The 19,996-nt window shown below is 54.0% G+C and carries 16 protein-coding genes and 1 pseudogene; 5 read left to right on the forward strand and 12 right to left on the reverse strand.

Annotated features, from left to right (window positions below; genetic code table 11):
• Window positions 1-89 precede the first annotated feature (89 nt).
• Window positions 90-365, reverse strand: a complete 276-nt coding sequence (locus tag AC0L73_RS09270; RefSeq protein ID WP_227948518.1) for a hypothetical protein — start codon at window positions 363-365, stop codon at window positions 90-92.
• Between the two features lie 174 nt (window positions 366-539).
• On the opposite strand from AC0L73_RS09270, the gene hslV reads away from it, so the two are divergent.
• Window positions 540-1,100, forward strand: coding sequence for an ATP-dependent protease subunit HslV (gene hslV, locus AC0L73_RS09275; RefSeq protein ID WP_227948516.1), 561 nt, complete (start codon window positions 540-542; stop codon window positions 1,098-1,100).
• Window positions 1,093-2,403 carry an ATP-dependent protease ATPase subunit HslU gene (gene hslU / locus AC0L73_RS09280; RefSeq protein ID WP_227948514.1) on the forward strand — a complete coding sequence of 437 codons (1,311 nt, stop codon included), beginning with the start codon at window positions 1,093-1,095 and terminating at the stop codon, window positions 2,401-2,403. Before hslV ends, hslU begins: the two co-directional genes overlap by 8 nt.
• Before the next feature lie 12 nt (window positions 2,404-2,415).
• Here the strand turns inward: hslU and AC0L73_RS09285 are convergent.
• Window positions 2,416-3,299 (reverse strand): annotated as a pseudogene (locus AC0L73_RS09285) (enoyl-CoA hydratase/isomerase family protein).
• On the opposite strand from AC0L73_RS09285, the gene AC0L73_RS09290 reads away from it, so the two are divergent.
• Together AC0L73_RS09290 and AC0L73_RS09295 are read left to right on the forward strand one after the other, a co-directional pair.
• Window positions 3,277-4,122 carry a class I SAM-dependent methyltransferase gene (locus AC0L73_RS09290; protein WP_227948510.1) on the forward strand — a complete coding sequence of 282 codons (846 nt, stop codon included), beginning with the start codon at window positions 3,277-3,279 and terminating at the stop codon, window positions 4,120-4,122. The pseudogene AC0L73_RS09285 and the gene AC0L73_RS09290 overlap by 23 nt on opposite strands.
• Before the next feature lie 43 nt (window positions 4,123-4,165).
• A complete protein-coding gene (locus tag AC0L73_RS09295; RefSeq protein ID WP_473655381.1) occupies window positions 4,166-5,524 on the forward strand; it encodes an adenylate/guanylate cyclase domain-containing protein in 1,359 nt (452 codons plus the stop codon).
• Window positions 5,525-5,527: 3 nt separating this feature from the next.
• Here the strand turns inward: AC0L73_RS09295 and AC0L73_RS09300 are convergent, their stop codons facing one another.
• From AC0L73_RS09300 to AC0L73_RS09345, 10 genes are all read right to left on the reverse strand, one after another.
• Window positions 5,528-6,712, reverse strand: coding sequence for an ABC transporter permease (locus AC0L73_RS09300; RefSeq protein WP_227948506.1), 1,185 nt, complete (start codon window positions 6,710-6,712; stop codon window positions 5,528-5,530).
• A complete protein-coding gene (locus tag AC0L73_RS09305; protein WP_227948504.1) occupies window positions 6,709-7,737 on the reverse strand; it encodes an ABC transporter permease in 1,029 nt (342 codons plus the stop codon). Before AC0L73_RS09305 ends, AC0L73_RS09300 begins: the two co-directional genes overlap by 4 nt.
• Window positions 7,738-7,896: 159 nt before the next feature.
• Window positions 7,897-9,792, reverse strand: coding sequence for an ABC transporter substrate-binding protein (locus tag AC0L73_RS09310; protein ID WP_473655382.1), 1,896 nt, complete (start codon window positions 9,790-9,792; stop codon window positions 7,897-7,899).
• Window positions 9,789-11,681: an ABC transporter ATP-binding protein gene (locus tag AC0L73_RS09315; protein ID WP_473655383.1), complete on the reverse strand. Its 1,893-nt coding sequence runs from the start codon at window positions 11,679-11,681 to the stop codon at window positions 9,789-9,791. Before AC0L73_RS09315 ends, AC0L73_RS09310 begins: the two co-directional genes overlap by 4 nt.
• Window positions 11,678-12,199, reverse strand: coding sequence for a hypothetical protein (locus tag AC0L73_RS09320; RefSeq protein ID WP_473655384.1), 522 nt, complete (start codon window positions 12,197-12,199; stop codon window positions 11,678-11,680). The genes AC0L73_RS09315 and AC0L73_RS09320 overlap by 4 nt, the downstream gene beginning before the upstream one ends.
• Entirely contained in the window at window positions 12,196-13,002 is an 807-nt protein-coding gene (locus AC0L73_RS09325) for a polysaccharide deacetylase family protein (RefSeq protein WP_227948496.1), read from the reverse strand. The genes AC0L73_RS09320 and AC0L73_RS09325 overlap by 4 nt, the downstream gene beginning before the upstream one ends.
• Entirely contained in the window at window positions 12,999-14,162 is a 1,164-nt protein-coding gene (locus AC0L73_RS09330) for a glycosyltransferase family protein (RefSeq protein ID WP_227948494.1), read from the reverse strand. Before AC0L73_RS09330 ends, AC0L73_RS09325 begins: the two co-directional genes overlap by 4 nt.
• Window positions 14,159-14,701, reverse strand: coding sequence for a histidine phosphatase family protein (locus AC0L73_RS09335; protein ID WP_473655434.1), 543 nt, complete (start codon window positions 14,699-14,701; stop codon window positions 14,159-14,161). The genes AC0L73_RS09330 and AC0L73_RS09335 overlap by 4 nt, the downstream gene beginning before the upstream one ends.
• A gap of 37 nt (window positions 14,702-14,738) precedes the next feature.
• On the reverse strand, window positions 14,739-15,866 hold the full coding sequence (locus tag AC0L73_RS09340) for a glycosyltransferase family 4 protein (RefSeq protein WP_473655385.1): 1,128 nt from the start codon (window positions 15,864-15,866) through the stop codon (window positions 14,739-14,741).
• Window positions 15,863-17,149, reverse strand: a complete 1,287-nt coding sequence (locus AC0L73_RS09345; RefSeq protein WP_473655386.1) for a glycosyltransferase family 4 protein — start codon at window positions 17,147-17,149, stop codon at window positions 15,863-15,865. The genes AC0L73_RS09340 and AC0L73_RS09345 overlap by 4 nt, the downstream gene beginning before the upstream one ends.
• Before the next feature lie 190 nt (window positions 17,150-17,339).
• Between AC0L73_RS09345 and AC0L73_RS09350 the strand changes: the two genes are divergently transcribed.
• Entirely contained in the window at window positions 17,340-19,994 is a 2,655-nt protein-coding gene (locus tag AC0L73_RS09350) for an ABC transporter transmembrane domain-containing protein (RefSeq protein ID WP_227948485.1), read from the forward strand.
• The last annotated feature ends 2 nt before the right edge of the window (window positions 19,995-19,996 follow it).

Below are 19,996 nucleotides of genomic sequence, written 5' to 3' on the forward strand. Positions count from 1 at the left end.
CGCTTACCGCGTCAATACCTGGCGAGGATATAGCAGGAACGGTGCAGAAATCCAAGCCTTAGAGACAACGACAATTGTGAAAGATCGAGTTACAGGGTTGCGTCATCGTTGCGTACGGGCGCAACGGCTGCCGCTCCAATCTGCACATTTGTGTGTGGGCCAGATATCGCTGTTGCATTTCCACCATTCTTAATGACCTCTTCGGCAAGATTGAGGGCAAATTCGATGCGATCCGCGAGCTCCCTGTAGTTGTCTTTCAGCGCATCGGCATGAATATAACTTAGTATCTCGAATATTGCCCGAAGGTTCGAGGCGCGTTCGGCAGCATCATCAATTGTTTCTGTTTGATCACTTACAGTTTCCATCAATCTCTCCTTTTTTCAGCGTCCATATCGGGAAAATGACGTTCCACCTGCGTGATTGTGAAGAAAGGCACGGCCAAAAATACATGCATCATCAAGGACAAAGCCCTTTGCACCTTGACCCGTGCGGCAAAATAGTTACATCGTCATGGCAAGTTCAAAAAATGAAGAGTATCTATGTCCGAAAAAAATGAAAGCTGGCACGGGACGACAATCTTGTCCGTGCGCAAGAACGGAACCGTGGTCGTTGCCGGTGATGGTCAGGTATCGCTTGGTCAGACAGTAATTAAGTCCAACGCCCGAAAAGTCCGCCGTATCGGCGCAAAAAATGATGTCATCGTAGGGTTCGCCGGTGCGACGGCTGACGCCTTTACGCTATTTGAGCGGCTGGAAGGCAAGCTGGAGCAGCATCCGGGTAACCTGACCCGCGCCTGCGTCGAGCTCGCGAAAGACTGGCGGACGGATAAATATCTCCGTCGGCTGGAAGCCATGATGGCCGTTGCCAACAAGGATGTTTCCTTGATCCTCACCGGAACGGGCGACGTGCTGGAACCGGAAGACGGGATCATCGCCATTGGATCAGGCGGCAACTACGCTTTGTCCGCAGCGCGAGCCCTGATGGATCGCGAGGATATGGAAGCGAAAGACATCGCCCAGAAAGCCATGTCGATAGCCGCCCAGATCTGCGTCTACACCAACGAAAATGTTATCATCGAAAGTATCGGTAAGAATGACTAATTTATCACCGCGGGAAATCGTCTACGAACTGGACCGCTACATCATTGGCCAGTCGGACGCCAAGAAATCCGTTGCCATTGCCCTGCGTAACCGCTGGCGTCGGCAGCAGTTACCCGAAGACCTGCGCGAAGAAGTGTTGCCGAAAAATATTCTTATGATCGGTCCGACTGGCGTCGGTAAAACGGAAATCTCCCGCCGTCTTGCCAAGCTGGCCCATGCGCCCTTCCTAAAAGTCGAGGCTACCAAGTTTACAGAGGTTGGTTATGTCGGTCGCGATGTGGAGCAAATCATCCGGGATCTGATGGAAATCGCGCTCAATATGGTGCGCGAGGACCAACGCAAGCAGGTAATCGCCAAAGCGGAACTCGCCGCCGAAGAGCGAGTGCTTGATGCGCTGGTCGGTGATAAAGCCTCCCCCGATACACGACAGAAATTCCGCAAGATGCTGCGCGAGGGCGAACTGGACGACAAGGAGGTCGAGTTGGAACTGGTTGATACCGGAAACGGTGGCATGCCAACTTTCGATATTCCGGGAATGCCGGGTGCCCAGATGGGAATGCTCAACCTCAACGACATGCTCGGCAAGCTTGGCGGACCTCGTACAAAACCCCGCAAGATGCCTGTGAAGGACAGCTACAAAGTTCTCATAGACGAGGAAAGCGACAAACTACTCGATGAAGATGCTGTCGTCCGGGATGCCATCAAGCTTGTTGAAAACAATGGCATCGTTTTCCTCGATGAGATCGACAAAATTTGTGCCCGAAGTGACCGTCAGGGCGCGGATATCAGCCGCGAAGGCGTGCAGCGCGACCTGCTACCGCTGATCGAAGGCACGATTGTCAGTACAAAGTACGGCACGGTCCGCACGGATCATATCCTGTTTGTTGCCTCCGGTGCGTTCCATATCGCCAAGCCATCAGATTTGCTGCCCGAACTTCAGGGACGTTTGCCGATCCGGGTGGAACTGCGCGCACTGACCAAGGATGACTTCAAACGTATCCTGACAGAGCCGGAAGCGAGCTTGATCAAGCAGTATGTCGCTTTGATGGAGACGGAGGAAGTACATCTTAACTTCACCGATGACGCGATCGAGGCAATTGCCGCCATTTCCGCCGATGTAAATGCCGCAGTTGAGAATATCGGTGCGCGGCGGCTGCATACAGTGCTGGAGCGTGTGCTGGAGGAGATCAGCTTTCAGGCATCCGATAAAGGCGGCACTGTCATCAATATCGACAAGGAATATGTCGAGGAGCATCTCGGCGAGCTTGCGACGAATATGGACCTTTCCAAATTCATCCTTTGATCTGAGGCGAGTTCAGGACCCTTTAAAGTTGGCGGAGCGTTTCTCCGCCAACGCCTGCTTCCCCTCGGTAAAATCCTCCGATTGCAGGCATTGAAGCTGGAACTGGCGAGCCTTCGCCACATCGAGTTCCCCGCGTGCGATATCATTAAGGGTCTCTTTCATGCCGCGCAAGGACAGCGGCGCAAGTCCGGCAATATCCAGAACGAGGGCTTCCGTGCGTGCCTCCAATTCGTCTGGTTCAACAAGGTAATCGAGGAACCCGATGGCCTTCAATTCTTCGGCGGGCATCCTCTCGCAAGCGAGAAAAAGCGTTTCGCCGGACCGAGCCCGAGCCGCGCGACAGCACGTGCGAGGCCTGCCGGAGGATAGTGAATGCCGATGCGTGCAGGCGGAATAAAGGAACTCATCGACGTGATTCCGATGCGAAAATCGCAGGAAAGGGCGAGGTCGGCCCCACCGCCATACACGCCGCCGTTTAACGCACAGATCGTCGGGAATGGAAGCCGCTCCACCACATCAGTCAGCTGTTCCAAAGGATTCTCATCGAAATTATAACGACCGAGCTCGCCAAGATCAGCACCCGCACAAAAACTTTTCCCCGTACCGGTCAACACCATGACCCGGAGCGATTTATCATCTGATTTCTCTGTCAGCCCTTCCCTCAATGCCTTCATGGTCGCTGGCGAAAGCTTGTTATGTTGCGCCGGATTGTCTAGGCGCACTCTAAGAGTGGTATTTTCAACAGTGATATGAAAAGATGCGCCCATTGCCAGTATCCTTTTTGCTTTTCTTGAGTTGAGCCCGACCATAAAGAGATTGCCGCAGCCGCGCCATGCAAAATAGTCAAACATCTGAATTTCGGAAAGACCTACTATGAATCTGCGTCGCCTGCGCATGGGCCTCAATACCGTCCTCGGACTGAAGAAGGAGGGGTTCTTTATTCCTTATCGCTATGCCGCGAGCCTCCCCAAGGCGACGGGACGCGGATCTTACCCCGCTATTGAAACATACATGGCAGCGCGCGAAGCTAATTTTGCGAAACACCTGGATGATCTGGCTACTTATCGGGGCGCATTCGAAAGCTTCGGCACTTTACCGCCGCCTGAGCCACGGTTTGAGCAGGACTGGTTCCCCCGGCTGGACGCAGCAATCGCCTACGCCATGGTGCGAAAAGAAAAACCGGCACATATTGTCGAGGTCGGATCGGGCCATTCCACCCGCTTCATGGCGCGTGCTATCAAAGATGGTGATCTCACCACGAAATTCACCGCGATTGATCCCGCCCCCCGCGCTACAATCGAAACCCTGCCCATTCAGGTGATCCACAAGACGCTGCATGAGGCAGGAAATGACCCTTTCACCAAACTTGCCGCAGGTGATTTCCTGTTTATCGACAGCAGCCACATTGCCATGCCGGGCAGCGATGTTGATCGCCTGTTTCTGGATATCCTGCCCTCTCTCCCACCGGGCGTATTTATCCACATCCATGATATCTTCCTGCCCGATGACTATCCCGAAAGCTGGGACTGGCGAGGCTATAACGAACAGCAACTTGCCGCCCCGCTTTTTCTCGGGGGAGGTTATGAGCTGATATTTTCAAGCGCCTATGTCGCGAGCCGCATGAAAGACGCGCTGGCACAATCATCTGCCGGAAGTCTGCCGATCCCCGATGGGGCGGTGGAGACCAGTCTCTGGCTGCAAAAGCGGGCGATCACATAATTATGAAGGGTTGTGCGTTCCATGTTATCGAAAGCGAGCGCATATGACGGGAATGTGGAATAGCATTAAAAAAGCCATACTGGGTGAAGAGATCGACGGGAAGTTGCCGGCGCGGGTGCAAGATGCCATCACGCGCCAACAGACCCAGTCGGAAATCCTGATCGCCTGGGTACAGGTGTTTATCGTCATCACCTTCTCCACCCTATACGCCCTGTCGCCGAAGACATTCGCCGCTGATGTTATGTTTGCGCCCGTGCCTTATGCGCTTATGATTTACGGTGTGTTTACAGTACTTCGCCTACTGCTCGCCTATTTCGGCAGGATGCCGTGGTGGTTTATCAGTCTTTCTGTTATCGCTGATATGGCGTTGTTGATGTTCCTGATTTGGAGTTTTCATATCCAGTATGAACAGCCGCCGTCCTTCTACCTGAAGGCGCCGACCTTGCTCTATGTCTTTATCTTTATCGCCCTTCGTGCCCTCCGGTTCGAGGCGAGCTATGTCCTACTCGCGGGCGCCTCGGCGGCAATCGGTTGGCTCATCCTGTTGGGGTATGCCGTGCATCTGGAAGACGGCATGGCACAGATCACCCGCGATTATGTGGAATTCACCATGTCGCATAAAATCCTGCTCGGCGCGGAGTTTGACAAGGTCATCAGCATCGTCGTGGTGACCCTTATTCTTGCTCTCGTCATTGTCCGGGCGCGGCGATTGTTGATCCATTCGGTGGCGCAGGCGACCGCGGCAGCGGACCTCTCCCGCTTTTTCTCCCCGGAAATCGCCGCTCAGATTACCCATTCAGAAAGCTGGATCGAGCCCGGGACCGGCGAAAGCCGACAGGCGGCAATCCTACATTGCGATTTACAGGGCTTTACAAAACTATCCATGGAACGGCCGGCGAACGAGGTGATTTCATTGCTGGCGGAGTATCAGTCCCGCATGGTGCCTGTGATCCAGAAACACGGCGGCACCATCGACAAGTTTCTCGGTGACGGGATTCTCGCCACCTTCGGCGCGGCGGTCCCAACGGAGCACTACGCGGCCGATTGCCTGCGCGCGATGGAAGACCTGAACAAAGAGGCAGCGGCATGGTCGAAGGATCGAACGGCGGACAAACAAGACCCCATGACGGTTCGTTTCGTCTCCGCTGTCGGGGCAATTGTCTTCGGCGCGGTCGGCGATAACAGCCGGTTAGAATACACAGTGATCGGGGAACCGGTCAATCTTGCCGCCAAGCTCGACAAGCATGCCAAGGATGAACAGGCCACTGGTGTTACCACGCGGGAGGCACTGGACCTTGCCAAGACGCAAGGGTATGCACCTCAGGCAAAATTGGAAATTCGAGAGGCGCGCAAAGTCGACGGTGTTAAAGGGGCCGTCGATCTCGCCATCTTCCGCCCCTGAAATTTACTTGTATGGGTCCGCCGCGTCGCGCAGGCCATCGCCTAGGAAGTTAAAGGCCAGCACGATAATAATCACTGGCAACACCGGATAGATCAGCCAAGGCGTCGTCGCCACCGCATTGATGTTTGTCGTCTCATTGAGCAAAACGCCCCATGAGGTAATTGGCGGACGCAATCCCAGCCCGAGGAAGGAAAGTGCCGTCTCGCCCAATATCATGCTCGGGATCGCAAGGCTGGCGCTGGCGATCAAATGGCTCGCAAACGACGGCAACAGATGACGCCCGATAATCCGTTTGGGCTTGGCGCCCATAAGCTGCGCGGCAGTGCAGAAATCCTCCTCCCGGAGGGAAAGGAATTTTGATCTCACGGCACGAGCAAGTCCCGGCCAGTCGAGAAGGCCCAATATTACCGTCAATCCAAAGAAAACGAGGATTGGCGACCAGGTGACCGGTAGCGCGGCCGAGAGTGCCAGCCAAAGTGGCAACTGTGGCAAGGATTTCAAGAGCTCGATCGTTCGTTGGATAACATTATCAATCCAGCCGCCATAATAGCCGGAAATGCCGCCTAGAATAATACCAAGGGTGAAGCTAATGGCAATACCGATCAATCCGATCGAAAGCGATATCCGCGCGCCATAAATAATACGCGAGAGGATATCCCGCCCGAGCCGATCCGTGCCGAGCCAGAAGAAAGAGGCCAGCTTTTTCTCAGCCGGGCAGACAAGGTGCAGGTTCGCATCGAACAGGCCCCAAAATTCATATTCATCCCCGGCGCAGAAAAACCGCAATGGATACGGCTTGCTGGTATTGATCTCATATTCGCGCTTCAGGGTTTCCCGGTTAAGCCGCTGCTTATAACCATACACGAAGGGGCCAACGAATTCACCGTCATGAAAAAGATGGATCGACTGCGGCGGTGCGAAGATATATTTCGTATGCCGCGTTTGCAGATCATAGGGTGCCAGAAATTCCGATATCAGAATCGAAATGTAAAACAGCAGCAAGACAATCCCGCTGATGACCGCGATCCGATGCCGGCGGAATTTCCACCACATCATCTGCCATTGCGACGCCATATAGAAACGTTCCTGCTCCGGCGTGAACTTCTCCACCGAATGAGGATCGAACGGTTCGCGGGAGTACCAATGTTCGAGCGGCGGCTCCTTGTTCGGTCCGGTCGTCTCCGTCATTTTGTCGCCCCCCCGGTCAAACGAATGCGTGGATCAAGGACCGCCAGCAACACGTCGGAAACAAACATGCCGACCACCGTCAACAGGGCGAGGAACATCAAAAGAGAGCCCGCCATATACTGATCCTGATTGCGTAGTGCCTCAAGAAGAAGCGGGCCAACCGTCGGCAAGCTCAAGACCATACTTACAATCACCGAGCCTGAAATCACATCAGGCAAAAGATTGCCGATATCGGCAATAAAGGGGTTAAGCGACATGCGGATTGGATACTTGATCAACGCCTTCAGGCGCGGCACACCCTTGGCCTTGGCCGTTGTCACATATTGTTTTTGTAGCTCATCCAGCAGATTTGCCCGCAGGCGTCGGATCATAGAGGCTGTCCCGCTCGTTCCGATGACAATCACCGGCACAATCATGTGATCGAAGACCGACATTGCTTTGTCAAAGCTCCACGGCTGGTTGATATATTTATCATCCATCAGCCCGCCAATGGAAACACCGAAATAGACGTTGGCGTAATAGAGCAACACCATGGCGAGCAGGAAGTTCGGTGTCGCGAGGCCAAGATAGCCGATCAGGGTAAAGCCATAGTCGCCGATGGAATACTGCCGTGTCGCCGAATAAACGCCGATGGGGAAAGCAACGATATAGATAAAGAGAATAGTCGAGAAATTGATCAGGAAGGAAAGGCCGAGCCGATCACCCACAACCTCTTTCACCGGCAGATCATAGGTGAAGGACTGACCCCAGTTTCCCTGTATCAGACCAGAAAAGCCGTCAGGTCCAGGCCAGAAGCCCATCCAGCGCGCATATTGTTCAATCGGGGATTTATCAAGCGCATACTGCTCCCGATAGAAGGCAATTTTTGCCATCGCAGAGGCGGATTCGCCCTGGGAGCGGAGTTCTTCAAGCTGATTGGAAAGATAATCACCGGGCGGCAGTTGGATAATAACGAATGTCAGAATACTGATCACCAGCAGGGTGGGGATCATAATCAGCACTCTGTGTACGAAATAGGTAAACATTCAAATCTGCCCCGCGAGGCACCGATTTTTCATCGGTTCCACCCCCATGCCATTCCTGTATTGTTTCCCGAAATGCGCCGCCCCGTCAACCGGCACACTGAAAAATGCCTTGATCGCGTTAAATTCCCCCGCCCCCAATGTTCCGGCCTCCCCGATTACCTAATTTTCAAACCAGAACAGGTCCGGATGATAAATCCCGAATTGCGCGCCGGGATCCCAGTTATAGATCCCTTCCTTTGGCACATTCCGCAGCTTATCGGAGACAACAATAGGCTGCAAAATTGCCCCGACAACGCCAATGGTAAATTGCTGATCCGCATGAATGTGCAGCATTTCCCGCCAGATTTCCGCCTTTTCATCGTTATCGGTGGTGACCAACCATCTTTTATACAGCTCGAACAGATGCTGCGCTTCAGGCGTATCGGCGGGCTCTCCGGACTTTCCTTTGGTTTCGAAATGCTGTCCCCATTTCGGCCATTGATAGCTTGTCTGACTGGTCGGTGCACGGGCGGCCGGGCTGGACTGCGCGGTCGGCACACCATTTTCAAATCCGGACCAGACAGACATTACGGTTTCCCCGGAGAAGATGCGGTTTCGGAACACTGCCCGCTGGGACGGTTTGGTGAAGAGTTCAACCCCGACCTGTTCCCAGGATTCGTTGATCAGCTCCAGAATGTCCGACTGTTCCGTCTCCTCTCCCGCCGTTTCAATCACAATCACCAGGGGTTCACCATTCGGCATCAACCGCGTGCCGTCATCATTTCGCTCTGTCAGGCCCATATCGTCCAGCAGACTATTTGCGGTCTCGATATCAAAAGTTGCCCACCTGGTGCGAAGGTCCTCTGTATAGAACGGACTTTGCTTCTGAACAGCATTATTCCCCTCCACCGCCAGACCAAAAAACAGGATATCGTTGATTTCCTCCCGATTGATGGCGAGGGACAAGGCCCGGCGGAAGCGCACATCTCGCATCAACTTGCGCCAGATCGGATCTTGACTGTTCAGATTGGGATACAGCGTGAAATGGGAACCGCGGACCGTTTCCCAGAGCCTTACCTTGTAGTGAGAGCGTTTTTCATTCTCCTTCAGGAAGGTAGCGTCCTGAAGGCGCAAGCCCCGGGCCTGTAGATCTGTATCCCCGGAGGCGGCCTTCGCCGGAATCAGCTTACCCTCTGACACTGTGTAAATCAGCTCATCGATATAAGGCAACTGCTGGCCTTCCGAGTCGACCCGATGGAAATAGGGGTTTCGCCTCCCCACGAACCGGTTTGCCGGGGCGGGTGTCGTATTGCGCCAGGGCTGCAATGTCGGTAGATCCGGGTTATCGAATTTATAAAGGTTATCGAGACGGTTGTGGTTTGCCGCCCAAGCCTTGAGCTTGATTTTCTGCTTTGTCGACAGCTTCGACCGGTCAATATACTCGATGTGATGCGTTTTCAAGTAATGTGACGGGCGATAGATAAGGAGCGGTGCCGCACCGGCAAGATTGGCAAGAAAATTAGGGTTCGGCGAGGACCAGGAATAGATAACAGTCAACGGATCTGGAAACTCGACCTTTGGCAGCTCACCGTCAACTAGCAGTTCCGCCGGGGGTCCTGCAGGAAAAAGCTTCGGGTTATTCGCAATGTCTTCCCACCAATAGCGGAAATCTTCCGATGTGAAGGGATGCCCATCGGACCATTTATGCCCTTCCCTGAGCTTCATGACAAAAGTCCGACCCTCAGTTACCTCGAAGGAGGCGAGGATATCAGGCTCGATCTCCAGCTCTTCCGTATAACCGACAAGGCGGGCATAGCCATTGACGAACATCAATTTTACATCGGCAGGACTGCCGACCAATGTCCTGAGTTTACCGCCATATTTACCAACCACCTGATCTTTACCGGGTGTTACCACCAGCGGGTTTTTCGGCAGCCGTTCTACCATCGGGGGAAGGAGTTTGGAGTGAACCGAATGCTGAAAATATGGGACTTCCGCAAGAGCGATGCCCGCCGGGATCGCGCATATCAGCGCCGATACAGCAACTCCCCCAAAAAATTTGCGCCATTCTCTCATAGCCGCAATTCCTCCAGATCCGTATTCTCATGCACCCGGACAAAATGGCCGCCACCAATATCCATCATAACAGGTTTTGTATGCACATCGGCAGTAAAGGGTGCGGGCCAGAGTTCCGGATTGGACGCCTTTTCTTCAACCAGATTTGTGAAATTGAGCCGGTGATTAGGGTCCGGTTCCGGCACTGCCGCGAGAAGGCGTTTAGTATAGGGATGCACGGGGTTTTTGAACAACGCCGCCTTCGGAGCGGTTTCAACAAGCCGACCCTTGCACATCACGGCGATCCTGTCGGCAATATAGTCAACCACCGCCAGGTTATGGGAAATGAAGAGATATGTCAGGCCGAGTTCAGCCTGAAGGTCTTTCAGCAAATTGAGGATTTGCGCCTGAATGGAGACATCCAGCGCCGAAACCGGTTCATCGCAAATCAGCAGATCGGGCTTCAGCGCCAACGCCCGGGCGATACCTATCCGCTGCCGCTGCCCACCGGAAAAGGAATGCGGATAGCGGCGCAGGAAGCGGATATCGAGGCCAACGAGCGTCATCAACTCTTTCACCGTTTCCTCCCGCTCGGCCGATGTGCCGACGTTATGAATGATCAGCGGTTCGGATATAATGTCGAACACAGTCATCCGGGGATTGAGCGAAGAGAACGGATCCTGAAAAATAAACTGGACCTTGTTGCGGTAATCGAAAAGCTCGTCATTGGAAAGGGTCAGCACATCAATATCGCGCCCGCGATCATTATAAGTCACGCTTCCGTCCGTCGTCTCCAGCGCCCGCAAAATAAGTTTGGACAGGGTTGTCTTCCCACAACCGCTCTCCCCCACTAGACCAAGACATTCACCGGGCTTGATAAAAAAGCTGACATTGTCCACCGCCAGCACCTCGCCTGCGGGCTTTGCCCCAAACAATGAGGATTTACGCGTCGTAAACTTCTTGGTGAGTTTACGCACCTCCAGGATCGGCTTTTCCTCTCCTGTTGCAACAGGGCGCGGATTGGCTTGCCGCAGAAATTTGCTGTCGGATTCGCGCTTGATCTCGCGGATCGGGGTCAATCGCTCCCCCGGTTTCATATCAAACCTCGGAATTGCGCGCATCAGGGCCTTCAGATAAGGGTGCTCAGGGCTTTTGAAAATATCCTCGAGCGTGCCCTGCTCCATGACCTTGCCGTGATACATCACAACAATCTCGTCGGCCATACTTGCGACAACACCAAGATCATGTGTAATCAGCAAAATCGCCATACCAAGCTGTTTTTGCAGTTTCTGCATCAAGTCAAGTATTTGCGCCTGGATCGTCACATCGAGCGCGGTTGTCGGCTCGTCCGCGATCAATAGCCCGGGTTTGCAGATCATCGCCATCGCAATCATCGCCCGTTGCCGCAATCCGCCTGAAAGCTCGAACGGATAGGTGTGAAAGGCTTCATCCGGTTTAGGAAAACCAACAAGGCGCAGCATATCAACGGTTACCTGCACACCTTCTGCCTTGGTTTTTTTATGGTGTAGATGCAAAGCTTCGGAAATCTGGTCGCCAATTGTATGAAGCGGCGAGAGGGAGGTCATCGGCTCCTGAAAGATAATCGAAATGCGGCCACCGCGAATATTGCGCATTTCCTTGCTGTCCGGTTTCAGCTTGGCGATGTCATAAAAAACGCCGGGTTTTTCCGGATCGAAGAACAAGATCTCCCCGCTGGTGATATGCGCCGGTTTCGGCAGGATGGACATGATCGCCTGACTGATTACCGACTTGCCAGACCCGGATTCGCCGACCAGCGCGACCGTCTTGCCGTCCGGCACCCGGAAACTAACCCCGTCTACTGCCTTGATCGTGCCTTCCGCTACCCGGAACTCGACTTTCAGGTCTCTGACCAGCAAGACATTTGTCATTGATCCACCATCCCATACGCAACTGTAGGAGATTGGGCCTGCCTCGTAATACCAAGAGCCCTTAAGTTGCGCGCCGTATTCTGGTCGGGAGCAAGACCGTTTCGTGCCGCCGCACGCGCCGCCTGCTCTACCAACTCCTCAAACCCGCCGATGGTTGAATCTATACTCAATCTTACGCCCCCGCCTTTAAGCTTCAGATGCATCCATCCCGCTTCCCGATCTCGCCGTGTCGAGTAGTAGTTCAGGTTGAACCCGTCCAGTTCCTCCCAGTTTATGCGTCGTTTTACAGGGCCAGACATAAAAATATCGGCGCCGCTCACCTCAAATTGGGTGAATTGCCGCAAAATTGTGCGCACGCCATACCAGATGAACGCGCATAACAAAAAAACCAGCAAGTAAACAATGACAGATATCGGATTTAACAACAAGAGCGGAACAAGCGTGAAAGCAACGCCAAGAAGCACGCGCAGGTAGCTACCCAAAAGACTACGGCGAGGATATGTGAACACTCGTGTCATTCCAGATCCTGTTCCGCCTCCCTATGGAATAGCTCATCCGCCAGTTCGTCTATCAGCGCAAGGGCCCCTTCGATAGGGACAAACCGCACCGCCGGATGATCTGTCAACACCGTCAATAACTTATAAAGCACCGCCCAGATTTCTTCATCATGCACAAGATGATGGGTGAGCAGTCCGGTCAGCTCCATCGGGTCCGCCTCCTCTTGTCGCCGCGCCGCCAAATGGGTGGTGACCATCTCCAAGAACGTCGTTTCGGACACAACACTGCGGTCACCACGCCAGTTTATTGGGTCGATATGCGTGTTAATCTCGCCGAGACTTGGTCGGATCAACGCACTTTTTCGCGCTTTATAGCGGGAAATACCTAGATATCCGAGATCCGCCAACACACCAAGATGGTTGTCCGCGATCCGGTTCCAGGGTGGCACCATTATGGGCACAAACTGGTCGGTGAATATCCGCGTAAGTGTCTCTTTTCCTTGTTTTAGATCGATTTTCACCTCATCAACTGCGCGGCTTCCAGGGAACTCCGATTTCTTTTCCCCGTTAGCCGCAAAGTTTTCATGGGCAAATCCGTGCTGAAGGATTGCGCAATGCTCCAGGTGGTTGACAAGCTCCGCATCGACATGTGCCGGAACAACCGCCAACGCAAGAGGTAGATCGAAATGCTCCTTTAGGTGCAACAGCCGGTCGAGTGCGGGCGTCGGCGCAACAACATCATCATCGCGCCACCAGAAAGTCGCAACTCGCCCCTCCGTTTCCCAGAGGTCGAGTTCTCTTTTCAGGCTGTCCCAATCGCTCATTTATTCTTTTCTGCCCACATATTCAGCAATTCTATCGTTTTCGCCGCGCCATTTACATCAATTTCGGCCTGCGCCGGCGGGCCATTCAGGGCAATATCTACCTTGGCTGCCAGAACGTCAGGCGTGAGGCCCTCTTCATCGGCAATCTGAAGCACACCTTTCTCGGCAAGCAACCGGGCGCGGAGCGTCTGCTCCGTCTCCAAACCACCTGCATAAGGCACGATAACCGCCCGGCATTTAGCATGGAGGGTTTCCATCACCGTATTATAGCCTCCCTGACTAATAGATAGCGCGGAATTCATCAAAAGCGTGGTAAAATCGGGCCGCGCCCGCTCAACAATCACACCTTCTGGCGCCAAGGCGGCGAGCTCGTCGAAAATTTCCGCCTCTACCGTAGCACCAACCATCATTCGCCATGTCAAGTTGTTAGCCGAGCTTAGCGCCCGCGCCTTCATCGCTGTCTTTAGTAGATCGGTGCCGACCGCGCCGCCACCGCTGGAGACAATCACCTCACCCGCGCCCGGCGCATCCGGCCCGCCCTTGACACCGGTATGATCGACCACATAGCCGGTATAGAAAATCCTGTCCCTTATCCGCTCCGTATGGGGAAAAGTCCTGTCGAGAGAAATCAGCTCTGGATCGCCATGTACCATGACGTAATCGAAGTATTTCTCCACCAGCCCCAACATTTCATCATTCCGGCCGGGTTTTGTTTGCGCCACCAGGATATCCCGGACAGAAGAAATGATGAGCGGTCGCGGCGTATCGGCCCGCGCCGCATTGAGCAGCGGGAGCAATTCAAACCGCATCTGCCGCCGACCAAAGGGAAACAGCTCAGTAATCAGGACATCGGGTTTATGTTCACGATATATGTCCAGCAGCTTCTCCGCCCGTTTTTGCCGCCATTCATCGTCGATCTGCTGGCCGCCCTCATCAACCAGCACCTTGAAATAAAGGTCCGTCGCGCGCGTCGCCGGTAATTGGATCAGTCGCGCGCCGCCGAGATCGACATCAATCTCATGGCCGCCGGAGACGACCGTCACATCGAAACCCGCCTGCATCATGTTACGGGCCAGCGTTGCCGTCCGCTTGAGATGCCCGATGCCTAGCAAATGCTGGACATAGAACAGGATTTTCAGCGGAGTAGATTGATCGGTCATGCGTCTTCCATAGCGATATTAATGCGCAGCGGCCGAAGACCGCCGTCGGGGCTTACCTCAAACAGATGCCCCGTCGCCCAATCGAAGCTGACCGGCGCCTTGTCAGTCATATCCCAGTTATAGGCGAGGGACTTTAACGCGCGTATGACACCCTTGTGAGTGACCGCAATAGTATCCGCCTCAAGCCCCTGAAGCCAGGGTTTCAACCGCGCCACCACATCGGCGGGGCTTTCCCCGCCGGGCGGCGTCATATTTATACCGCGGGCTTCGTTATATTTGAACTCCCCGCCATATTTCGCCCGGAGATCGGAAAGTGTCTCGCCTTCCCACTCGCCCCAGTTCATCTCGATCAGGGCAGGCTCGATCTTGAGGTTTTTTGCGCCAAGTAATTCTGCTGTCTCGCGTGTCCGTTTCAAGGGGCTGGAAGTGCAGTTAAACCCCGCAAACTCTGAAGGCAGCCGCATTTTGTCAAGTTCCGCGCGGCCAAGATCGCTGAGTGGGATATCTGTGCGACCCTGAATTTTTTCTTCAGGTTCCAGTCTGTCTTGCCGTGCCTGATCACCAACAACCGGACCATTAGATTGCCCCTCCTATATGCGTTTTCAGGATTTCTGCCGCCTTTGCGAGGGTCCTTTCCGTCCGGACAAATTGCTGCCCTGCTTCACCCATTTTCTCGCGCAAGGGAGCATCAGCAAGTAATTTATCCACCGCAGCTGCAAAGGCAACCCTATCCTCTGGAGGTGTAAGAAGGCCGGTTTTACCGTCCATCACCACATCCGGTACACCGCGAATATTACCCGCCACGACGGGCAGGCCGCATCCTTCCGCCTCCAAAAAGGCCATGCCATACGCCTCCCCGCAGGCGGGCCAAACATAGAGGTCGGCAAAATCATACCAGGCGGGCAACGCCTCCGGCGTCATGGCGCCAAGATAGACCGCCTTGTCGCCGATCGGGGCAAGCGCCTCTTCCACCTCAGGCCGCTTCTCCCCCTCCCCGATCACCAGAAGCTGCCAATCCTCTGCCGTGACATGCGCGAGCGCCGTGCCGAGCTGTTGATAGGACATCAGCTTGTCGCCTGAGCGCATCATCGCAACGGTGAGAAGATTTATCACGCCCCGCCTGCCGCCGGCTTTCAAAATTGCGGCCTCAATATCGACCGGCGTAGCATTCTCAAGGAAACTATCGATATCAACAAAGGGCGGCAGCAGGACAAGCCTATTCTCGGGCGAGACCAGAGGCTTCAGGCATTCCCCGTCCAACCGGGTCATATTAAAGACAACTTGCGCGGAGCTGATGGCGGTTGCGGCGGCCTCATAACCTATCTGCCAGTCACCATGCGCGCGTTTCGGCGCATGACTCGCCTCCGCCACAAAATAGGGGATTTCTAGTGCACGACATACCTCCGGGCCGATCCAGTCCGGCGCCTTGTGATAGACATGATAGGTGAACCAGCCGCTCGGTGCATCTTCGGGACTGTCCTGCCATCGCGCGATCAATACGGCGGCTTCCTTTCGTCCCTTTTCCTCCATCGATAGCTGGAAATCCTGATCACCTTTTCCATCGAAACTCCGCAATTCCGAGGTAAGCTCCGGTGAAAATCCAGCCTGTTCCAGCGCGGTCCAGAGCAACCGCCCCATGCGCCTGTCGCCAGATGGAACCGGATGGCTGGGCGATTTCATCGGCGCATAAAAGGCGAGTTTCACGATCCCGTCCTGACCTTAAGCGACGACGAGGGCGCGCCAAGCTTCTCTGCAAGATTACCAATCCAGCGGTTTGCATCGAACAAATCACGCAGGCGGCTGTTTCCCTTGTTGGCAAACTGTTGACGTAATGCCGGTTCCTTAATCAGACGGGTAAGTGCGACCGACATCGCCGCCGGATCCCGTTCCGGCACCAACAGGCCTGTTTCTCCGTCGACGACTAATTCAGGAATAGCGGATACATTTGTCGCCACTACTGTCGTTTTCTGACTTTGTGCCTCCATCAGAACATTCGGCAGGCCGTCACGGTCGCCGTCCTCGGCAATCCGGCTGGCCAGTACGAAAATATCTGCCTGTTTCAGCGCCTCTAACACCTCTTCCTGTGGGAGGGCGCCGCGCCAGTCGATTTTTTCTGCGACCCCGAGCGTTTCCGCCTGCGCCCGCAAGTTGTCCAGAAGCGGGCCGCCGCCAATATGGGTGAAGGTCCAGTGCAAATCATCCGGCAACATCGCCAGCGCATTCAACAGATCGTCATAGCCCTTCTTCGCCACCGCCCGGCCGACTGACAGAATCTCCACAGGCGCCGCAGCATCCGACCCATCGCGGACATGCACCCGCCCTGCAAATTCCGAGAAACGGCTGAGGTCCAGCCCATGATACATCAGTGCAACTTTCGACGGTTCTACGGCAAGACTGGAAAGGTAGTCCGCATTAACGGACGTACAGGTCACCAGCCAGGAAAGATCATCGAGCTTCTCTCGAAGTTCCCATTCGGGTGACGTCCAGATATCCTTTGCATGGGCGGAGCAGCTCCAGTTGAGGTCCTTCATCTGGCTCGCATATCGAGCGACGGAAGCAGGCGTATGCAGAAAATGGGCATAAACCATCACTGCATTTTCGGGCATCTCCGCGGCCAGCACCATCGCCTGACCGAAACGGCGGACGCGGTTGGTCGTCAAGTCCCGCCGTAAATCCTTCAACCAAACGCTCCGCGCTTTTTTGTAACCGGGATAGCGCCGCACCTGCCACCAGCTTTTCAAAACACGAATTGGTTCCTGATAAAGATATTCCGGCAGGTAATTGACCGGCGCGGTAATTTCCCGATGCACCGGGTGGATGGTCTTGTCCGTCGGGTGGCGCAGGGAGACGAGGGAGAGATTTAGGCCAAGCCGCTGCAACGCGAGAAGTTCCTGCGCGATGAATGTCTCTGACAGGCGCGGATATCCCTTTAGCACCACGACAACGGTTGGGCTCTCTTTTTTGGGGTTGGCATAGCGCTCCGGCATGGAATTGGCGTTCCGGCATTGTTAAGGGTAGACGGCGAAAATTTCAACATGCAATGCGGTGAAGGTCACAATTCAACCGGATAGTGGAACATTTCCTCCTTGCAGCAAGAGGTAAAACTGTGAAAAACTGTCCCCGCAGCTGGCCCGCATATTGTGTGATGCCAATGATGAAGTGAGCAGGTCGCGTTCAATGGAACATAATATTTACAAGTATATTCTGCGCTACAGCAAAAAGCAGCAGATCATACTTACCATCATGTCCATCCTTTCTTTTCCCGCCCTGTATTATTATCTTGAACTCCCAAAACTCATCATCAACCAGGCAATTCAGGCGAACGATATCTCCTTTCCGGTTGAATATGTCGGTGTGGAATTTGACCAAACGGCATTTCTCTACCTGATGGTTGGGCTTTTTCTGCTGATGGTCATTGTCAATCAGGCCTTCAAATATGTAATCAATGTCTATCAGGGGATTACGGGTGAGCGGATGCTGCGTCGCCTGCGGTACGAGCTTTACTGCCGCATTTTGCGGTTCCCGATGCCGACGTTCAAGAAAAAGAGCCAAGGCGAAATCATTCCGATGATCACCTCTGAGGTTGAACCTCTTGGCGGTTTTATTGGCGAAGCTTTTGCACTCCCCATCTTTCAAGGTGGATATCTCCTGGTTATTGTCAGCTTTCTCATCATACAGAACTGGATCATGGCTGTCGCCGCCATCGCGCTTTATCCTTTACAGGCCTATTTTATCCCAAAGCTGCAAAAGAAGGTAAACTTGCTTGGCAAGTCTCGGGTAAAGCTGGTCCGCGTTCTTTCCGATCAACTTGGCGAGTCCGTAAGCGGCGTCGAGGAAGTTCACGCCCATGACGCTTCCAGTACCATGCGAGCCCATTTTTCGAACCAGCTGGACAAGATTTACACTGTCCGCTACCGCATTTATCTCCTTAAGTTTGTTATCAAGTTTCTGAATAACTTTATCCAGCAACTTGGCCCCTTCTTCTTCTATGGCATTGGCGGCACCATGGTTATCAACGGCACGCTGGAAGTCGGTACATTAGTTGCCGCAATTGGCGCGCATAAGGAAATGGCCGCACCGTGGAAGGAGCTTCTTGCTTATTACCAGCGGCGCGAAGATGCTCGCATCAAATATGAACAGGTAATCGAGCAGTTTGAACCCGCCGGCATGCGCGACGCCGATAATCAGCTGATCGAACCCGAAGAAATCCCGCATCTTCAGGGCGAACTGGTCGCGAGTAACATTGAACTGTCCGACGATACGGGATCGAAAATCCTGGAAGGGCTGAATACCCGCTTCAAACTCAACGAACGCATTGCTGTCATCGGTCCCGCCGGGTCGGGTCGCGAGGCATTGACCCATGTATTGGCTCGTCTGATCGATCCGGATCGCGGGCGGCTTATGGCAGGCGAAGTGAACATGCTCACCGCGCCGGAGGCCATTGTCGGACGTAAGATATCCTATGTCGGGCAGCATGGCTATGTCTTCAACTCGACATTGGGAGAAAACCTCTTCTTCGGCCTGAAGCACCGGCCCTTACATGAGAAAAGCTACTCCGACGATGCGGCGGAAGAGCGCAACGCCTATATCAAGAATGCGGAACTGACAGGCAATTCCATCGATGACATCGACGCGGACTGGAATGATTATGCGCTTGCCGGCGTCCCCGATGAAGAGGGGCTGAAGGCCCGTGCGCTTGAAGTGCTGGAGATGGTGGACCTCAGCGACGACGTTTACCGCCTCGGCCTACGAAGTACTATTGACCCGCAAGAGGCTCCGGAATCGGCAGAATTGGTGCTTGCGGCACGGCGGCGGTTTTTTGAAAAAATCGAAAATGACCCTAGTCTCAAAAATATGATCGAAGCATTCGAACAGGACAAGTACAACACCAATGCCTCCGTTGCTGAAAACCTGCTGTTCGGCACGCCCGTCGGTGACGAATTTGATCTCGACCGGATGGCGGAGAATAATTATGTCCAGAAAATCATCGAAGAGGCGGACCTGACCGAAACGTTCCTCAGAATGGGGTATCAAGTCGCGACCTTGATGATTGAACTGTTTGCCGACCTCCCGCCAGACCATGAATTCTTCCAACTCTATGGCTTTATTTCTTCCGATGATCTGCCGGAATATCAAGCGATGATCAGCCGGATCGATTCCGAGCGACTGGATAACTTGCGCGAGGAAGACCGCATACGTTTCATGTCACTGCCGTTTAAGGTCATCCCTTCCCGACATCGTCTTGGCGTACTGACCGATGATATCGAGGAAAAAATCGTTGCCGCGCGTCACAGGTTCGCCGAAGAACTACCGCCACATCTTAAAGACAGCGTCGCCTTCTTCGACGCTGATGCCTATAACGCCGCCACTAATCTTCAGGATAATATCCTGTTCGGCAAGATTGCCTTCGGCTTTGCTCAGGCCGCGGAGAAAATTGGTGCTGTGCTGGCTGAGGTTGTCGAGGAAATGTCCCTCAGGAGCACAATAATCGAAGTCGGGCTGAACTTCACCGTCGGCACCGCGGGTGCCCGGCTAAATGCAACGCAGCGCCAAAAACTCTGCATCGCCCGGGCGATAATTAAAAATCCAGATGTGCTGATCCTCAATCAGGCTACATCAGGGTTCGATACCGCGACACAAACGCGCCTTATGAAAAACATCCTCGAAGAGTTCAAGGGCCGATGCCTGATCTGGTCGCTCGACCATGCAGAAAAGACGGCCAACTTCGATTATGTTCTGATTATGCGGGGCGGCCGGATTGTGGAACAGGGCAGCCCTCAGAAACTGAAAGAGAGCAGCGCGCCATATAAAGAATTACTAGCGGCATCCTAGGA

The sequence above is a fragment of the Sneathiella sp. D3-11 genome (assembly GCF_055809395.1).